This window comes from Pseudochrobactrum lubricantis, assembly GCF_041929865.1.
In the GTDB taxonomy this organism is placed as follows: Bacteria; Pseudomonadota; Alphaproteobacteria; order Rhizobiales; family Rhizobiaceae; genus Pseudochrobactrum; species Pseudochrobactrum saccharolyticum.
This window is the reverse complement of record NZ_JBHEEE010000001.1, coordinates 406,780-425,383: the sequence shown is the minus strand read 5'-3', so window position 1 is coordinate 425,383 and position 18,604 is coordinate 406,780. Positions and strand designations below refer to the sequence as shown.

Sequence of the window (18,604 nt, the reverse complement as noted above, 5' to 3'; positions counted from 1 at the left end):
TCATGACTATGCCCCTTATTGTTTCGGAAGTGGCAAAGAGCTTCACCATGCATTTGCAGGGCGGCGTTAAATTGCCGGTGGTGAATAATGTTTTCTTTGCGCTGAAAGCCGGTGAATGTGCTGTGCTTGGCGGCCCGTCCGGTGCCGGTAAAAGCTCTATCCTGAAAATGGTCTATGGCAATTATGCCGTGGACGAAGGTCAAATCATTCTGCGCCATCACGGCAAACAGATTGATATTGCTTCGGCGGACCCGCGCACCGTTATGGCTGTGCGCCGCGATACGATTGGTTATGTCAGCCAGTTTTTGCGCACTGTGCCGCGTGTCAGCGCTCTGAATGTTGTGGCCGATCCGTTATTTGCCCGTGGTGTTGACCGTGAGCAGGCACAGGATAAGGCCCGTGAATTGCTGGCCATGCTCAACCTGCCGCAGCGGCTGTGGGATCTGCCGCCAGCCACGTTCTCCGGTGGTGAGCAGCAGCGTGTGAATATTGCCCGTGGGTTCATTACCGATCATCCGGTGTTGTTGCTTGATGAGCCGACCGCTTCGCTCGATGCCAAAAACCGTGAAGTTGTTATGGAACTGATCCGCCGCAAAAAAACAGAGGGCGTGGCGATGCTCGGCATTTTCCATGATGAGGATGTGCGTGAGGCTGTGGCTGACCGTATCATCGACGTGACCGAGTTTGCTCCGGGTTATGTGCGTCAGGGAGCAGATGCATGACCAGATTGTCAGAACAGCCGTTTATCCATCCGGATACGGAAATTTCCGACAGCACATTCGGCCGCTATACGGAAATTGGTACCCGTTGTCGTATTTCTGAAACGGAAATGGGCGACTATTCCTATATTGAGCGCGACGGTATGGTCTGGTGCGCCAAGATCGGTAAGTTTGCGAATATTGCCGCTTCGGTGCGTATCAATGCCACCAATCACCCGATGTGGCGCGCAACGCTGCATCACTTCACCTATCGCGCCAATGATTACTGGCCGGATGCCGAGCAGGAAGCGGATTTCTTTGAATGGCGCCGCGCTCATGAAGTGACCATTGGTCATGATACATGGCTGGGTCATGGCGTGACCGTTCTGCCTGGTGTTAAAATCGGTAATGGTGCGGTCATCGGTTCCGGTGCGGTCGTTTCCAAAGATGTCGCGCCTTATACGATTGTTGGCGGCGTGCCTGCCAAACTCATCCGCAAGCGTTTTTCCGATGCGATTGTTGAGCGTCTGGAAGCGCTAGCATGGTGGGACTGGGATCATCAGCGTCTGCGTGATGCACTGGATGATTTCCGCAAGCTTGAAATTGAAGCTTTTCTTGAAAAGCACGGCGGCTGATAGCCAAGCTGCTGAATCCAATAGCAGAACAGAGCCGCCGGAATTTCCGGCGGCTTTTTTGTCAAAAATCTGATTCAGAACTTTCATGGAAGTGTAATCTAACTTACATTTTCATTTCATATCACGCGCCTAATTTCGCAGGGAAATTGATAGAGGGCGCTGATGCTGAAGCTTGAAAATGTAACCCGTCGTTTTGGCGGCAATACTGCGGTTGCAGATGTTAATCTGGAAATTCCGCAGGGCCAGATGGTGGGGATCATTGGCGCATCCGGTGCCGGTAAATCCACTTTGTTGCGAATGATTAATCGTCTGATTGATACATCGGACGGTTCTATCGTTTTCAAAGATCAGGACGTGTCGCGTCTGCGCGGTTCCGAATTGCGTCGCTGGCGCAGTGATTGCGCAATGATTTTCCAGCAGTTCAATCTGGTGCCGCGCCTCGATGTGCTGACCAATGTGCTGCTTGGGCGTCTTAATCAGCGTTCTACTGTGAAAAGTCTGATGGGCATTTTCTCCCGTGAGGAACGTGCGCAGGCTATCGCCAATATTGAGCGTCTGGATATTGTCAAAACCGCCTTGCAGCCGGCGGGTACACTTTCCGGTGGTCAGCAGCAGCGCGTGGCGATTGCCCGTGCGCTGATGCAGAGCCCGAAAGTTATTCTTGCTGATGAGCCGATTGCCTCGCTTGATCCGCGCAATGCGCAGGTCGTGATGAGCGCATTGCGCGATATCAATCAGCGCGAAGGCCTGACCGTTATCACCAATCTTCATACGCTGGATACAGCGCGCACCTATTGCGACCGGATTATCGGTATGCAGGGCGGACGCGTTGTGTTCGACGGAACGCCTGCTGATCTGACACAGGCCGCAGCCCGCCGCATTTATGGTGCCGAAGCTGATGATGAAAGCTTCTCGGAAGCCGTGACATCCACAGCATTGGAACAGCCGCAGCCTCCGGTCAGCCCGCAAGTGGCACGACAGGTCGCAAAGCTTGTTGCAGACGCACAGTAACGCTCATCCAAAACCAAACGATAGTCGTTTAACAGGAGAATGGTTCATGACCTTCAAGAAGCTTTTGCTCGGCGCCGTTGCGCTGTCCGCAGTGGCAACCGCAACCGCAGCGCAGGCAGATAAGCCTGAAGTGTTCCGCGTTGGTATTATCGGCGGCGAAAACGAAGCTGACCGTCTGCGCAATTACCAGTGCATTATTGACCAGCTGCCAAAGGCAATCGGCGTTAAGGAAGTTAAACTGTTTCCTGCTGCCGACTATGACGGCGTTATTCAGGGTCTACTCGGCGGCACACTGGATTATGCAGTGCTTGGCGCTTCCGGCTATGCCAAAATCTATCTGACCAAAGAAGATGCGGTTGAGCCGATCCTGACCACTGAACAGACAGACGGTTCGACCGGTTATTATTCGATCATGGTTGCCCGTAAAGACAGCGGCATCAAGACTGTTGCTGATATGAAAGGCAAGAAGCTTGGTTTTGCCGATCCGGATTCAACCTCCGGCTATCTCATTCCGGTAACCTCGCTGCCAAAAGACCTCGATGGCGCGACGGTTAAAGATTATTTCAGCGAAACCGGTTTCGGCGGCGGCCATGAAAATCTGGTTCTGGCTGTAAAAGACGGCAAGTTTGATGCCGGTACAACTTTCGGTTCCGGCGTTGGCAGCTTCGATGAAGGTTACACATCCGGTAACCTGCGCAAGATGGTCGACAAAGGCCTGATCGATATGAAAGACTTCACAGAAGTCTGGAAATCCCCGCTGATCCCGAACGGCCCGATTGTTATCCGCACAGCGATTGACGCTGATCTGAAAGCCAAGTTCAAAACCTATATGATGGATCTGCCAAAGACTGATCCTGAGTGCTTTGCTTCCACAATGGGCGGCGATTTCAAGTCCTATATCGAAGTGAACAAAGATTTCTACCAGCCGGTAATCGACGCACGTAAGTCGCAGATCGGTCAGTAAGATTAAGTTGCGGCCAGTGTCAAAGAATGATGCTGGCCGCATTTTTTTATTCTTTTTAGAGCGTGTTGCGTCTGGTTTTTACTCATTGCGCTCGCTCTAACTCTTTGTTTTGTCGCATTATCGCGGGCGTCAAATGAAGTCATTTGACTGCGAAATGCTCTAGGCGGGCCCGATGACCCATACTGTTTCTAAGCCATCCCTGTCCGGTGAAGCCGCTTTGGTCGAGCAGCACTGGCGGGAACTGTCCTCCCGACGTCGTACCTATACGCTGCTGATTATCGGTGGTTTGTTTCTGGCGCTTTCCGCATCTTTGTGGTTCGCCAATGAAAGCAATGCCGGTAAATTCTGGGAGCGTCTGCCGCATTTCTTCGATTTCGTCGGTGATATGGTGCCGCGTGACGGCTGGGAAGTCTGGCGGGCTCTGTTTGATCTGCCGTCACCTTATTTCGACGGTAGTCAGAAATATGATTATGAGGCAGGCCGCGTCTATCTGTTCGGCAGCGGTTTTTATATTCCTGAATATTTCTACAAGATGCTGGAGACGCTCAATATTGCCATGATGGCAACGTTGATCGGCTTTTTCTTTGGTTTCATCCTGTGTTTCCTTGCGGCTAAAAACCTGACAACCAGCCGTGCGCTACGTTTTTTCGTACGCCGCTACATGGAAATTCTGCGTGCTTTTCCTGAAATTGTGATTGCCGGTTTCTTTGCAGCTATTCTCTCGCTGGGGCCAATTCCTGCGATTTTTGCGGTTGGTATTCATACGATCGGCGCGCTGGGTAAGCTGTTTTTCGAAGTGGTTGAGAATGCCGATATGAAGGCGGAAGAAGGCCTGCGTGCCGTCGGTGCCAACTGGTTTGAGCGCGTCGGCTTCGGCATTGTGCCGCAAGTCATGCCGAACTTCATGTCCTACGCCTTCCTGCGTTTCGAGATCAATGTTCGTGCATCCACCATTATCGGTGCGGTTGGCGGCGGCGGTATCGGTGAGGCATTGCGCCTGTCAATCGGTCATGGCCATCAGGCAAAAACACTGGCGATTGTGTTTCTGCTGCTCGTAACAATCATTGCGGTGGATCAGACCTCTGCATGGCTGCGCGGCCGTCTTGTCGGCGCTCAGGCCTTTCAGTTCGGAGCGTAAAAAATGACAGCTTTGACTTTAAATGCCGCTCAGATTGCTGATTACGAAAACCGTTATCCGCAGGTCTTTCGCCGCCCGTTTTCCAAGCGCTATACATTGCCGCTGATCGGTTTGGGCATTGTGCTGTATATGGCTTATAGCTGGTGGTTCTTTGCCATTGGCACAGTGCTATCGGAAGGCCAGTGGGATCGCGCCGGTATTACTGCCCGCCAGTGGTATTCCTATGAAGTGCGCCCGACTATTCGCCTAAACACTGGTTTGAATGGTGATGAGGCAAAAGTAACCTATCCGCGCTTTTCGGTGCTGGGCAAGAATCCTGATCCGGAATGGGTGCAGCAGGCCAATGGCCGTACCAGTGTGATTTTCGGCAGTTCTGAAGCGCTGCATCTCAGTGGCAACACGGTTGTCGTGGAGCATGGCGGCGAAGTGCTGAATGTGCGCATTGATGCTGATGCTGCCCGACCTGTTGATGATAAACCGCTGCCGTCATGGGTAGTGCTGAAAAATGATGAAGTGCAGGTGGATTTCGGTTTCTCCGGTGAAGCCCGTATCATGCCGGAGCGTATCACCGTTAATCGCCGTTTCTTCGGCTGGCCGAACTTTGTATTCGATACCAATTCGCCATTCTGGGGTAAGTCAGCTGGTGAGGTCGCCTCGCTGATCGTCTCCGGTGAGCGTATCAAACCGGAAATGTCCAATCTGTCGCTGGCTTTTGACAATATCTGGAATAATGCGGAATGGCAGCACGGCGATGTCTGGATCAAGATGTTGCAGACGATTGTCATGGCTTTTGTCGGTACGCTGTTTGCCGGTATGCTCGCGCTGCCGCTGGCCTTCATCGCCGCGCGTAATATTACGCCGAACTTCTTTGCCAATCAGATTACCAAGCGCCTGTTCGACTTCCTGCGCTCTGTCGATATGTTTATCTGGGCGCTGTTCTTCACCCGTGCTTTCGGACCGGGGCCGCTGGCTGGTATTTCGGCGATCTTCTTCACTGATACCGGTACGCTGGGTAAACTCTATTCAGAAACGCTGGAAAATATCGACGATAAACAGCGTGAAGGTGTGAAATCGGTTGGTGCATCACCGGCAAATGTGCAGCGCTACGGTGTTATTCCGCAGGTGATGCCGGTGTTCCTCAGTCAGATGCTGTATTTCTGGGAGTCCAATACCCGCTCGGCAACGATTATCGGTGCGGTTGGTGCCGGTGGTATCGGTCTGAAACTTTGGGAAGCCATGCGCACCAATTCCAACTGGGCAAACGTCGCCTATATGGTGATCCTCATTCTGATCGTGGTGTTTGTATTTGATGCCATTTCCAATGCGCTGCGCTCACGTTTGACCGGTGATCGTCGCGTCTCACAGAAATGAGACAAAAACTTCAAATCAGCGTTGTCTGATTGTCACAAAACTCCTGTAGGCCACAGCTGTCCTGCATGATCACAGCGATCATGCAGGACAGTTTTGGTTAGCAGGAAAATTCCGATGACACGCGACACGCGCCCTTCCGATATCGTTTTTAAAAATGCCCGTATCATCCTTGAGGATGAAGTTATCACTGGTACAATCCAGATCCGTGACGGAAAAATCGCTGATATCAGCGCTGGCAATGGCATTAGCGGTGAAGATTTTGGCGGCGATTATCTGATGCCGGGTGTTGTTGAGCTGCATACCGATCATCTTGAACACCATTATGCACCGCGCCCGAAAGTACGCTGGAATGCAGATGCGGCACTGATGGCGCATGATGCGCAGATTGCTGCTTCCGGCATCACCACAGTATTCGACGCGCTGCGCGTGGGCCTTGACGGTGACACGGATATTAACTCCGACGATATGGTGCTGCTTGCCGATGCGATTGCTGATGGTCAGAACAATGGCCGTCTGCGTGCAGACCACTATCTGCATTTGCGCTGCGAAGTGTCTTCGCCGAATTGCCTCGATGCGTTTGAATTGTTTGAGCACAATCCTCAGGTTAAGATTGCCTCCCTCATGGATCACGCTCCGGGACAGCGCCAGTTTGCCAGCCTTGAAGCCTATAAGACCTACTATATGGGCAAGCAGAAGATGACGCAGGCCGAGTTTGATGCGTTTTGTGATCGCCGCGTGGCGGAATCTGTGGCTCATGCAGACCGTTTTCGCAAAGAAATTGCTGCCCGTTGTCAGGCCAAGGGTATTTCGCTTGCCAGCCATGATGATGCGACACTTGCCCATGTGGATGAAGCGATTGAGCAGGGTATTCATGTGGCCGAATTCCCGACAACGCTGGAAGCAGCCAAAGCCTCGAAAGAAGCCGGTATGGCTGTGCTGATGGGCGCGCCGAATATCGTGCGCGGCTCATCCCACTCCGGCAATGTCTCGGCGCGTGATCTGGCTTCCGCCGGTCATCTCGATATTCTGTCTTCCGACTATATTCCTTTCAGCCTTGTGCAGGCGGTTTATACGCTGCCGCAGCTGGTTGATGGCTATACGCTGCCGCAGGCGATCAATCTGGTTACCCGCAATCCGGCTAAAGCTGTCGGTTTTACAGATCGCGGAACACTTGCATCGGGCAAACGGGCTGATATGGTTCGCGTTCATATGCAGAATGCGATACCGGTGGTACGTTCAGTATGGCGGGAAGGGCAGCGCGTACTCTGAGTGCGGTTGCAATATTGAGTGACGGAATGAATGGAATGACCGGTATTTTTGTTGCCGTTGTGGGGCCGAGCGGTGCGGGCAAAGACACAATCATCGACTATGCACGCACACGCCTGCCGCAGGATGGCAGCTATCATTTTGTGCGCCGCGTCGTGACCCGTGATGCCCATGGCAATACGGAAGATCATGATACATTGTCGGAAGCGGCATTTCTGGAAGCGGTTGAGCGCTCAGAATTTTGCATGCACTGGCAGGCACATGGCCTCTATTACGGTCTGCCTGCCTCGGTGGAGCAGGTGATTGAAAATGGCGGCGTGGTGATTGCCAATCTCTCCCGCAAAGTTCTGCCGCAACTGGCCGCGCGTTTTCCGCGCGTGGCGATTGCCCATATTACCGCAACTCCGGAAGTGCTGGCGCAACGTCTTGCATCGCGCGGGCGCGAAACACCGGAATCCATAGCGCTGCGCTTGCAGCGTCAGGAACCGGTTGAAGCCGGTGATGTACCGGTCTGGGTGATTGATAATTCCGGTGATGTTGCTGTAGCGGGTGAAGCTTTTACCAGCCAGCTGAATACCTGCCGCAGCTGAACCTGTGCTAATCACATCTTGAAAACAATTCAGGGCAGTTTCGGGAAAACGAAACTGCCCTGATATTTATGGTTTTTCCGGTGCTGGTTTATCATCGTCATCCGGCAGGAAAATCCGGTTGGCAGCTCCGTCCATATCCTCATATTGCCCGCTTTTCAGTGACCATAAAAATGCTGCGAGCCACATGCCGCCCAAAAACAGGGCAATGGGTATGAGGAAAATCAATATATTCATAATCTCAGGCCTTTTGTCGCTTCAGCAGGCTTAAAGGAGAGGCTGTTTTCTGGCCTTGTTTTTTACCTGCTTTCAGGCGAAGGGCGTTGCTGACCACGAGGATCGAAGACAGCGACATCGAGAGCGCTGCAATCAAAGGCGTGACATAGCCGAACAGCGCAATGGGTACGGCAATAATATTATAGATCAGTGATAATGCAAAGTTCTGTCGGATCAGTTTACCTGCCTCGCGGGAGATCGCCACTGCCAGCGGTACAGCTGTCAGACTGTCATGCAGGAAGACGAAATCCGCAGCATTACGGCCAATATCCGCTGCCGTTGCCGGTGCCATCGACACATAGGCAGACATCAGCGCAGGCGCATCATTCAGCCCGTCACCAACCATCAGCACTTTGTGGCCTTCATTGGTACGCTCGGTCACCAGTTCTGATTTATGGGCAGGCAGAATTTCCGCGCGGTATTTCTCAATACCAAGTTGACGGGCAAGGGCGCTGACCGTCTTTTCTTTGTCACCGGAGAGAATTTCCACGCTGAGTTTTTCGTCTTTCAGCGCCTGAACAGAGCGTGCAGCATCATCACGCGGGCTGTCTTCAAAACGGAAGGCTTCGAGCAAAGTACCATTGCGGCTCAGCACGGTTTCTGTGCCGGTGCTGGCATTGTCCTGTGAAACATCTTCAACTGCCCAGTCACGGCGACCAAGACGATAAATATCCTGCCCCATACGGGCTTCGATACCGGTACCGCTTACTTCTTCAATCAGATCAAAACGGATATTTTTTGCCGGATTGGTGAAGGCTGTCAGCGCACGCGACAGCGGGTGACGCGAATAGAGTGCGAGTTCTGCAGCCAGTTCCAGCGCATTCTGATCGAGACTGCCGCGCTCCATGAGCTGCGGCTGGCCGAGTGTCAGTGTGCCGGTCTTGTCAAACATCACACTGTCAATTTCAGCCATACGTTCCATCGCGGAACCGTCTTTGACCATGATGCCGTTTTCAAACAGGCGACGTGCGGCCACAACCTGTACAATCGGCACGGCCAGAGCCAATGCACAAGGGCAGGTAATAATCAGCGTGGTGATCGCGACATAGGTGGATTTGTACCAATCGCCGCTCAGATAAAGCCAGACGACGAAAGCCAGAAATGCAGTGGTGTGGACAAGCGGCACATAAAGTGCGGAAGCACGGTCTGCGAGCTGGCGGTAACGGGCACGGCCACCTTCTGCGGCATCCATCAGGCGCACCATTTCCGCGAGGAAAGAACTATCAGCAGAGGCGGTGGCTTTAATCGTCAACGGCGCTGTCAGGTTCATGGTACCTGCACGGATTTTCGACCCTTGCGTCACCGGAACCGGCACACTTTCACCGGTCGCAATGGAACAATCGAGATCGGAGCGACCGCTTTCAACGATCGCATCGACAGGCACGCGCTCACCAACGGCCAGAATGATGCGCATAGACGGGCGGATATCCGCAATCGGCATGAAGCTGTGCTGGTTATCATCACCGATCACCACGGCGCCGCGTGCGGCCAGCTGGCTTAAACCTTTCACCGCAGAGCGGGCACGTTCGCGCATCACATGATCCAGCGTGCGGCCGATCAGCAGGAAAAACAGCAATGTCGCCGAGGCGTCGAAATAAGCATGCTGGCCGGAATTGAGCGTTTCATAAACACTCATCACAAAAGCAAGGGTGATCGCCAGCGAAATCGGCACATCCATATTGCTGCGGCCGTGTTTCAGCGCATTCCATGCAGACATATAGAAAATACGACCGGAATAAACCAAAGTCGGCAGTGCAATCAGACCGGAAAGCCAATGGAACATATCACGCGTTGCGGCATCAGCGCCGGACCAGACCGACACAGAAAACAACATGATATTCATCGAGGCAAAACCGGCCACAGCCAGCGCAATCAGCAGGCGGGAAAGCTGCGGATCTTTATCATCACCCAGCTCAAAAATATGAGCGGGGTAACCGGCCTTCTGCAGTGCATCAATCACATGCGGCGGTTCAATACCGTCTTTCCAGCGCACCGATACCCGTTTGGACGAAAGATTGACACGCGCATAACTGACTTCTGGCAAAGCATTCAGCGCAGTTTCAACAGTCTGAATGCACAAGCCGCAATGAACGGAAGGGACAGACAAGTCAAGCTGGCGCTGACCATCGCCGAGTGTGCGGCTCGCCAGCAGTAATTCTTCCGGACGATAATCCGCAGCGGAAAACTGAATGCCGGAACCACAGCAACTCATTGCGCTGATCCTTGTGCCGGCTGGTTGTCTGCGGTGATGGTGAATTTACCACCGGCAATATTCACACGGTTAACCTGACGGTAAGGCAGATCAAGTCCGGCATAGGTATTGATTTCAACCACCCAGTTTCCGTCTTTCAGATCGGCTTCTGCGGTGAGAACATTATTGCCTGCCGGCATCAGGTTCAGGATCTGGTCTTCTTTTTCATTCACTGGCCTGCGGAAAACAGCCGTTGCACCAAGCGCTTTAACCGGCGCACCATTGGCATCGGTCAGACTGTAGCTGACAATACCGTCTTTATAATCCAGATTTTGTTTCCAGTTGAGCGCGGCATGTTCTTTGCCGAGCTGGGATTTTTCATTAAATTCCTGACTGGCAACATAGGAGTTCTGGACAACAAGGCCGGACCAGCTGCGGATTGCTGATGTGGCCATGATAACATTCACGATAATAATCACCCCGAAGAAAGCGATCATAATCGCAAGCATATGCCAGCCGGTAAATTCGCGTCCCTGAGGGGCAGGGGAAGACGTATTTTGCTTGATCATCACGTTTCTCCGTTATCAGCGCTTTTCAGGGGCAATGAAAGTGGCTTTATAGGTTGCTGACTCGGTTCCGTTAACATCACGGACTGTCATGGTGAATGGTGTGCTGCCCGGAGGGACCGCGGTCTTAGGCAGGACAACGAACACTTTCAGGGTTTTCAGACGATCCGGTTCGGCGTTGAAAATATGGCGGCCTGAACCGTCAGTTGCCTGATCGGCCACATGCACTTCTGCCTGTGACAGGCCGTCAATAATCAACTCAAACTGGCGCGGTTCATTGACCATGTTCAGCAGTTTGACCGTATAGCCGTTGCGGATAGAGCCATCGGACAGCAACACATATTGCGGGTTACGATCCTGCAGCACATTGATGCCGATCCGTTCGCGCATCAGCAAAGTTGTAATCAGCGCCACACCGATCAGTGCCCAGATCGAGAAATAGAACAGGCTGCGCGGGCGGAAAATCTTGGACATTTTCAGCTGCTGCACCTTGTCATTAAAGGTGTTTTTAGCTTCATAAATCCGTGTCGGCTCAATCGGTGTTGTGCCGTTATTGGTCGCCAGCGCCATATTGGCATCATAGTCGGACAGCGTGGAATAGGAGATCAGGCCGCGCGGCTTGCCGATTTTGTCCATAACCGAGTTACAGGCATCAATACACAGCGCACAGGTGATGCATTCCAGCTGCTGACCGTCGCGGATATCAATACCCATCGGGCAGACGGCCACACAGGCATTACAATCCACGCAATCGCCGACACTCTCACCGGCAGCAATGGCTTTTTTGGAATTACGGGTACGTGGCTCACCGCGCCAGTCATTATAGGTCACTGTGAGCGAGTTTTCATCGAGCATGGCTGCCTGAATACGCGGCCAAGGGCACATATAGGTGCAGACCTGCTCACGCATCAGCCCGCCGAAAACATAGGTGGTAGCGGTCAGAATAGCGACAGTGATATAGGCGACCATAGCGGCCTGACCGGTCACAAACTCCATCAGCAGTGTTGGTGCATCTGCGAAATAGAAAATCCATGCACCGCCGGTCATAACGGCAATAGCCAGCCAGATTGTATGTTTGGTGACGCGTTTTACAAGCTTATTGGCCGTCATCGGGGATTTGTCGAGCTTGATACGGGCATTGCGGTCGCCTTCAACGGCGCGCTCAACAACCAGAAACAGATCAACCCATACGGTCTGCGGGCAGGTATAGCCGCACCATGCGCGTCCCGCGACACTGGTGACAAGGAACAGGCCGATACCGGCCATAATCAGCATACCGGCAACGTAGTAGAATTCCTGCGGCCAGATTTCGATGAAGAAGAAGTAGAAACGGCGATGTGCAATATCAATCAGCACCGCCTGATCGGGGGCGTAAGGCCCGCGATCCCAGCGCAGCCAAGGCGTGAGATAGTAAATGCCGAGTGTGATGAACATGATAATCCACTTGAAACGGCGGAAATCACCACTCGCTCGTTTCGGGAAAACCTTGACACGCGCGGCATATAGAGAGCCGCGTTTCTCAGACGAATTCACCGCCTGCGCATCGATACGTTCAAATTCACCAACATCTGACATGGTACACTCCGGGGGCTAGAGCTGTTTGCGTTCAGATTGAAGTATGGCGCTTGCTCTAGATTCTTTATTTCATCGCATTAACACTGCGCTCATTGAGGGCATTTGAGCGCGGAATGCTTAAGGGCAGTCTGAGAACTGAAATGGTCTTATAAAACTGCACTCAAATCACTCAGAGCGGGTTCCGGTTATCGGTACAGAAATTCGCACTGAGTTTCTAATGTTTCATCAGAGCCCCGTTTTTCAGATTATATCTGCGGGGCTTGCTGATTTTTTGAGCACCGGCCGGAATATTTTACATTAATATTTTACACCGGCCGGCCATGACTTGAAAAAGGGCGTTTTTACTCACCGCCACCCAGAGAGTGGACATAGATTGCCAGCTGCTTCACAGTTGTGTCGCCCAGACGGCCTTCCCATGCAGGCATTACACCATGCTTGGGATTTCTCACCTGTTTGGCAATTTCCGCTTCGCCGGAACCGTAGAACCAGATCGCATCGGTCAGATTTGGCGCGCCAAATTCCTTGTTGCCCTTGGCATTTTCGCCATGACAGGCCGCGCAGTTTTCAGCAAAAACCTGTTTGCCTGCCGGTATCAGACTTGCATCATGCGGTGTCGATGTCAGGCTGGTGACATAGGCCGCCACATCACGGATTTGCTGTGGCTCAAGAATGTCGCCATAGGCAGGCATTTCGGAGATGCGTGTTTCTTCGTCATCCTTGGAACGCACGCCGTGGCGTACAGTCTGCAGGATTTCATCAATAGAACCGCCCCACAGCCAGTCATCATCATTCAGGTTCGGATAGCCTGGCGCGCCTTGCGCACCGGAACCGTGACACTGAACACAGTTCACACGGAATGCCGCTGCACCGCCTGCAATTGCAAACTGGTTAAGCTGCGGATCAGCTATAATTTCCTGAACGGATTTTTCTTTAATAGCTGCCAGAATATCCTGACGTTCACCCTGAATTTTGGTGTTTTCTTTCCAGAAATCACCACGGCTCGACCATTCCAGAAGACCGGAAGTAGCGCCGTTGATGAGCGGCCATGCCGGATAGGCAACAGTATAGGCAATCGCCCAGACAATGGTTGCATAATAGGCATAGAGCCACCAGCGTGGCATCGGATTATCAAGTTCCTTGATGCCGTCCCATTCGTGGCCGGTTGTTTCAACGCCTGTTACATCGTCAATTTGCTTATCAGTCATTGTTTTCGTCCTTGAACGGAATGGCTTTCGCAGCATCGGCAGCCTGTTTGCTGCCTGGACGGAAGGCGAAGAAGACAACAAAGAGGAAGAAGAGGAACATGCCTAACAGCCCCCAGCTGTCGGCAAAGTGGCGCATGGTTGTATAATCCATGATGAACCTCCTTAACGCGACTTCGGTGACTGGTCGTAAGTTGAGAAATCAACCAGAGTACCCAGCATCTGCAGATAGGCAACAAGCGCATCCATCTCGCTGACAACCTTCGGATTACCATCGAAATCGCCGGTCTTGGCTTTAGGGTAGCGGGCAAGCAGAGCCTCTGTATCGGCTTCCGGATCAGCCTGCGCTTTCATATCCGCCAATGCATTGTCGACCATTTCCTGATTGTAAGGTACGCCGACAGCAATATTGGCTTTCAGATTGCCGGTAATGCCGGACATATTCAGCGGCGTGTTCATCAGGAATGCATAGCTCGGCATAACCGATTCAGGCACCACATCGCGCGGCTCAATCAGATGCTGAACATGCCATTCATTCGAGTAGCGGCCGCCGACACGGGCAAGATCAGGCCCTGTACGCTTCGAGCCCCACTGGAACGAATGGTCATACATGCTTTCAGCTGCAAGGCTGTAATGACCGTAACGCTCCACTTCATCGCGGAACGGACGGATCATCTGCGAATGGCAGGTATAGCAGCCTTCGCGGATATAAATGTCACGGCCTGCCAGCTCCAGAGGAGAGTAGGGGCGCATGCCCTCTACTTTCTCAATGGTGTTTTGCAGGTAAAACAGCGGGGCAATTTCCACGATACCGCCGACAGTGACCACAACCAGCGAACCGATCAGCAGTAAAGTAGCGTTTTTTTCAATCAGCGAGTGTTTTTTGAGAATAGACATAACTCACCTGCTCCTTATTCTGCCGGTTTCAAATACGGGCCGGTATTGGTGTCTGAGATTGGTGTCGAGCCCGGAATTGCGGCCTCCTCTCTCAGATCGCCCTTGATGGTCTTGTAGACGTTCCAGGCCATCACAAGTCCGCCCGCCAGATACATCGTGCCGCCAAGTGTACGGATGACATAGTAAGGGAACATTGCGAGTACTGTTTCGGCGAAGGAGTAAACCAGGAAGCCCTGATCGTCATATTCGCGCCACATCAGACCCTGCTGGATACCGGCAACCCACATGGAAGCGGCATAGAGCACGATACCAAGTGTTGCGAGCCAGAAGTGCCAGTTGACCATGCGCACAGAATAGAGACGCTCACGGTTCCACAGACGCGGTACAAGGAAGTACACAGCCGCAAAAGTGATCATACCATTCCAGCCGAGCGCACCCGCATGAACGTGACCAATGGTCCAGTCTGTATAGTGCGACAGCGAGTTAACGGCTTTAACCGACATCAGCGGGCCTTCGAAAGTCGCCATACCGTAGAAGGCAATAGCAGCAACCATCAGACGGACAACCGGATCAGTACGGATTTTATCCCATGCGCCGGAAAGCGTCATCAGACCGTTGATCATACCACCCCAGGACGGCATCCACAGAACGATGGAGAAGACCATGCCGAGTGTCTGTGCCCAGTCAGGCAGCGCTGTGTAATGCAGGTGGTGAGGACCGGCCCAGATATACAGGAAGATGATCGACCAGAAATGCACAATCGACAGACGGTAGGAATAGACCGGACGATTGACCTGTTTCGGCACGAAATAATACATCATCGCGAGGAACGGCACGGTCAGGAAGAAGGCCACGGCATTATGGCCGTACCACCACTGGGTCACCGCATCCTGCACGCCGGAGAAAGCCGAATAGCTTTTTACGCCGAGGAAAGAGACAGGAATTGCCAGATTGTTGATCACATGCAGCATAGCAATGGTGATGATGAAGGAGAGGTAGAACCAGTTGGCCACATAAATGTGCGGTTCTTTACGCTTCATCAGCGTGCCCATGAAGATCACGAGATAGACAACCCAGACAATGGTCAGCCAGAGATCGACATACCATTCCGGTTCAGCATATTCACGCGACTGGGTGATGCCGAGCAGATAGCCGGTGCCTGCCATGACAATGAACAGGTTGTAGCCCCAGAAAACGAACCATGCCAGATCGCCGCCGAAAAGGCGCGCACGGCAGGTACGCTGCACCACATAGAAAGAAGTGGCGATCAGGGCGTTACCGCAGAAGGCAAAAATAACAGCTGATGTGTGAAGAGGGCGGACACGGCCAAAATTTAGCCATGGTCCCAGATTCAAATCAGGGAATGCGAGCTGCGCAGCAATGAAAACACCAACGAGGAAGCCGATAACACCCCAGAATACTGTGGCAATGACACCGTAACGGATCGGACCGTCCATATAAACGGACTGATCTTCCTTCACAGGCTTCAGACTGTAATCTGCATTACGCAGCAGTAAGGCTGTAAAAATCACAAGAGTGAAAAACAGAACCCACATATGGCTTCTGAATAATGGATCATGCGTAAACCCCGCGGCCAGCAGTGCTAAAAAAGCACCGAGCCCGGAGATTACAATTCCCGCAGCGTAATTCATGAAAAATCCCCTCGCGCGCGCAACTTATCCTGCCCGCAAATTACAGAAATGCCTGCAATTCGAGCAATATAGCGGGTATTATATGCGACGGAAAAATTTAGTCATTGATTTAAATCAAGTACGGCCGGTGACAGGGCATGTATAAATGAAGCGTTTTTTGCGTGATTTTCCGCTAATTCGCAGCATATTGACGGAGATAATGGCTTCGGGTTTTGTTGTTTGCGAAATAATTTAATTATGACAATGTGATATGTAGAATTTTCTATAAATATCATATAGTTGCCTGATAAATTCTTATATCTTTATTGCTGTATTTACAGAAATTTCTGAAATAAATGTAGGAAATTATTTAGATTTTTCAGTTCTGAACCGGATCGGGGAATAGTCGTTTAAGCTTTGAAAATTCAGCCGGAACAGGGACGTTGCGTCTTGCTGCGCAGGGTGGGGCTGATTGTCGCTGAGGCGGTGCCGGTGGCCGTTCAGGCGCCGGTTTTAATGGTACTGTGAAGTACAGCAGGGGCTCGGATCGCTCCAGTCTGGAATGATTCTCATCTCTACAGAGCTGTTTGTGCAGGTAAAATCACAGAAAACAGTACCAATTTGGCATTGATGGCTACGTTGCCGATGTTTTTCATTATGCAAAATTGCTATCAATTTATGCAATTTTCGTCTGGTAAATTGTCAACATTTGCGGCGCGGGCTCTTGCTTTGGTACCAGTTTTTTGCAAGCATGTTCTTAACAAACAAAAATAACTGCTGACGGACTGACCGGTCAAAAGCCCGGGAGTAACCGAACAGTACAGGGGAATAAAAAAGCCACCGGATCTCGTATGAGTGAGGCTTTTCCTCAGCTCAATCATTAACCTTCCCGATCTTCATATCGGTAGGGCTCGCTGAATTATGTCTTGTCTTCCTTGAAGGCAGGGTGCTGGGAGATAGACAGAGTATGGAATATGCAGATCTCGTCCTTGCGGGCGGGCGGATTTTTTGCGGCCTTAATGAAGGTTTTGTTGAGGCGCTTGCAATTGCTGACGGTAAGGTTTTGGCAACCGGCACTACAGCTGAGATTGAAGCACTGACCGGTGAAAAGACACGACGTGTCGATCTGGGCGGACGTGTTGCGGTGCCGGGGCTCAATGATGCCCATATGCATCTTCTTATGCTTGGCATAGGTATGAACGAGATCAATCTGCGTCCTGAATCTGGCGTGCGCAGTCTCGAAGAGATTTTCAAACGTATTGCGCAGGAAGTGGCTGTGAAACCGGCGGGTGAATGGATCCGTGGCGGCGGCTATGATCATTTCGAGTTGAGTGAACAGCGCCATCCGACCATTGAGGAACTGGATGCGATTGCGCCCGATCATCCGGTTTATATCACCCGTACATGCGGTCACGTAGGTATCGCCAACAGCGCAGCCATGCGTCTGGCAAATATTACCCACGATACACCAAGCCCGTCCGGTGGTCTGATTGAAAAGCGCAACGGCAAATTGTCCGGCCTGCTCGCGGAATCCGGTATGCGCGTAGTGACGGATAAAATCCCGCCGCTGAGCCGTGATGAGTTGAAGGCCGCGATTACCCGCGCAGCCGGTTTCATGCTCTCTCAGGGCTTTACCTCTGTGATGGATGCCGCTGTCGGCATGGGCTACGGCATGGAAGAACTCCATGCCTATGAAGAACTGGCTTCCGCCGGTGAGCTGCCAATCCGCACATGGGTTTGCATCTATGGCAATCATGACGGTATCGGCGATCAGGCCTATGAACAGGGTTTCCGTGCCAAGCGCCAGACAGGCAATTTGCGCTACGGTGCGATGAAAGTGTTCTCGGATGGCAGCGCCGGTGGCCTGACCGCCGCTATGAGTGAGCCTTATGTGGCAGGCGATCCGAATAATTTCGGCATTTTTTGCTATTCCGATGCGGAAATGCACAAGTCCCTCAAGCATTATCATGAACTTGGCTATCAGCTGGCCATTCACGCGATCGGCGATGCGGCGATTGAACAGGTGCTGTCCGGTATTGAAAATGCGGATAGTGCAGAACAGCCGATTAAAGCCCGCCGTCACCGTATTGAACATTGCGGTTTCCTGAGCGACGGGCAGATCGAGCGTATGGCCAAAGCCGGTATTGATCCGGTGCCGCAGCCAATGTTCATCTATGAGTTCGGCGATCTTTATGTCGCCAATCTGGGCAAAAAGCGTGCCCATGCATCCTATCCGATGCGCAAATGGGTGGATGCCGGTTTGCATCCGGCAGCGTCTTCCGATGCGCCGGTCACTTCCACCAATCCGTTCCAGAATATCTACACGCTCGTCACCCGCAAGACCAAGGTCGGTTCGGTGATCGGCGGAGACCAGTGTCTGACACGGGAAGAGGCAATCCACGCTTACACGCATTTCGGCGCCTATACGCAATTTGCTGAGAATGAAACCGGACGTCTGGTGGCAGGTATGGCGGCGGATGTCGCCGTGTTGTCGAAGGATATTTTTACCTGTGACGTGGAAGAAATCCGCAGTGATGTGGTCTGCGATATGACCGTGCTTGACGGCAAAGTCGTTTTCGAGCGGCAGGTGTAACTG

At 52.3% G+C, this 18,604-nt stretch carries 17 protein-coding genes; 9 read left to right on the top strand and 8 right to left on the bottom strand.

The annotated features are described in order from the left end of the window. The first annotated feature begins 2 nt into the window (after nucleotides 1-2). The 8 genes from phnL to phnN all read left to right on the top strand — a co-directional run bounded on the left by phnL (nucleotide 3) and on the right by phnN (nucleotide 7,673). On the top strand, nucleotides 3-722 hold the full coding sequence (phnL, locus tag JNC80_RS01850) for a phosphonate C-P lyase system protein PhnL (protein WP_122005204.1): 720 nt from the start codon (nucleotides 3-5) through the stop codon (nucleotides 720-722). Next, entirely contained in the window at nucleotides 719-1,333 is a 615-nt protein-coding gene (locus JNC80_RS01845; protein ID WP_376709329.1) for an LbetaH domain-containing protein, read from the top strand. The genes phnL and JNC80_RS01845 overlap by 4 nt, the downstream gene beginning before the upstream one ends. Nucleotides 1,334-1,495: 162 nt before the next feature. Beyond that, nucleotides 1,496-2,344, top strand: coding sequence for a phosphonate ABC transporter ATP-binding protein (gene phnC / locus JNC80_RS01840; RefSeq protein WP_075654162.1), 849 nt, complete (start codon nucleotides 1,496-1,498; stop codon nucleotides 2,342-2,344). A 46-nt stretch (nucleotides 2,345-2,390) separates the two neighbouring features. Then, complete coding sequence (phnD, locus tag JNC80_RS01835; RefSeq protein WP_376709327.1) at nucleotides 2,391-3,308, top strand: phosphonate ABC transporter substrate-binding protein; 918 nt, start codon at nucleotides 2,391-2,393, stop codon at nucleotides 3,306-3,308. Between the two features lie 172 nt (nucleotides 3,309-3,480). Next, nucleotides 3,481-4,446: a phosphonate ABC transporter, permease protein PhnE gene (phnE, locus tag JNC80_RS01830; RefSeq protein ID WP_221719267.1), complete on the top strand. Its 966-nt coding sequence runs from the start codon at nucleotides 3,481-3,483 to the stop codon at nucleotides 4,444-4,446. Nucleotides 4,447-4,449: 3 nt separating this feature from the next. Beyond that, nucleotides 4,450-5,817, top strand: a complete 1,368-nt coding sequence (phnE, locus tag JNC80_RS01825; protein ID WP_376709326.1) for a phosphonate ABC transporter, permease protein PhnE — start codon at nucleotides 4,450-4,452, stop codon at nucleotides 5,815-5,817. Nucleotides 5,818-5,931: 114 nt separating this feature from the next. Further along, on the top strand, nucleotides 5,932-7,086 hold the full coding sequence (locus JNC80_RS01820) for an alpha-D-ribose 1-methylphosphonate 5-triphosphate diphosphatase (protein ID WP_221722033.1): 1,155 nt from the start codon (nucleotides 5,932-5,934) through the stop codon (nucleotides 7,084-7,086). 35 nt (nucleotides 7,087-7,121) lie between these two features. Then, complete coding sequence (phnN, locus tag JNC80_RS01815) at nucleotides 7,122-7,673, top strand: phosphonate metabolism protein/1,5-bisphosphokinase (PRPP-forming) PhnN (protein ID WP_376709325.1); 552 nt, start codon at nucleotides 7,122-7,124, stop codon at nucleotides 7,671-7,673. 66 nt (nucleotides 7,674-7,739) lie between these two features. On the opposite strand, the gene ccoS is transcribed toward phnN, so the two are convergent. From ccoS to ccoN, 8 genes are all read right to left on the bottom strand, one after another. Beyond that, nucleotides 7,740-7,907: a cbb3-type cytochrome oxidase assembly protein CcoS gene (ccoS, locus tag JNC80_RS01810; protein WP_075654168.1), complete on the bottom strand. Its 168-nt coding sequence runs from the start codon at nucleotides 7,905-7,907 to the stop codon at nucleotides 7,740-7,742. A 4-nt stretch (nucleotides 7,908-7,911) separates the two neighbouring features. Further along, entirely contained in the window at nucleotides 7,912-10,158 is a 2,247-nt protein-coding gene (locus JNC80_RS01805) for a cation-translocating P-type ATPase (RefSeq protein WP_376709324.1), read from the bottom strand. Continuing rightward, nucleotides 10,155-10,706, bottom strand: a complete 552-nt coding sequence (locus JNC80_RS01800) for a FixH family protein (RefSeq protein WP_151158627.1) — start codon at nucleotides 10,704-10,706, stop codon at nucleotides 10,155-10,157. The genes JNC80_RS01805 and JNC80_RS01800 overlap by 4 nt, the downstream gene beginning before the upstream one ends. A gap of 15 nt (nucleotides 10,707-10,721) precedes the next feature. Then, nucleotides 10,722-12,278 carry a cytochrome c oxidase accessory protein CcoG gene (gene ccoG, locus JNC80_RS01795; protein WP_022710274.1) on the bottom strand — a complete coding sequence of 519 codons (1,557 nt, stop codon included), beginning with the start codon at nucleotides 12,276-12,278 and terminating at the stop codon, nucleotides 10,722-10,724. A gap of 341 nt (nucleotides 12,279-12,619) precedes the next feature. Continuing rightward, a complete protein-coding gene (gene ccoP, locus JNC80_RS01790; RefSeq protein WP_022710273.1) occupies nucleotides 12,620-13,483 on the bottom strand; it encodes a cytochrome-c oxidase, cbb3-type subunit III in 864 nt (287 codons plus the stop codon). Continuing rightward, on the bottom strand, nucleotides 13,476-13,634 hold the full coding sequence (locus JNC80_RS01785) for a CcoQ/FixQ family Cbb3-type cytochrome c oxidase assembly chaperone (RefSeq protein WP_022710272.1): 159 nt from the start codon (nucleotides 13,632-13,634) through the stop codon (nucleotides 13,476-13,478). Before JNC80_RS01785 ends, ccoP begins: the two co-directional genes overlap by 8 nt. Before the next feature lie 11 nt (nucleotides 13,635-13,645). Further along, nucleotides 13,646-14,377 (bottom strand): cytochrome-c oxidase, cbb3-type subunit II, encoded by a 732-nt coding sequence (gene ccoO, locus JNC80_RS01780; RefSeq protein WP_022710271.1) that lies wholly within the window; start codon nucleotides 14,375-14,377, stop codon nucleotides 13,646-13,648. A gap of 14 nt (nucleotides 14,378-14,391) precedes the next feature. Continuing rightward, complete coding sequence (gene ccoN / locus JNC80_RS01775) at nucleotides 14,392-16,029, bottom strand: cytochrome-c oxidase, cbb3-type subunit I (RefSeq protein ID WP_376709323.1); 1,638 nt, start codon at nucleotides 16,027-16,029, stop codon at nucleotides 14,392-14,394. 946 nt (nucleotides 16,030-16,975) lie between these two features. Between ccoN and JNC80_RS01770 the strand changes: the two genes are divergently transcribed. Further along, nucleotides 16,976-18,601: an amidohydrolase gene (locus tag JNC80_RS01770; RefSeq protein WP_376709322.1), complete on the top strand. Its 1,626-nt coding sequence runs from the start codon at nucleotides 16,976-16,978 to the stop codon at nucleotides 18,599-18,601. The last annotated feature ends 3 nt before the right edge of the window (nucleotides 18,602-18,604 follow it).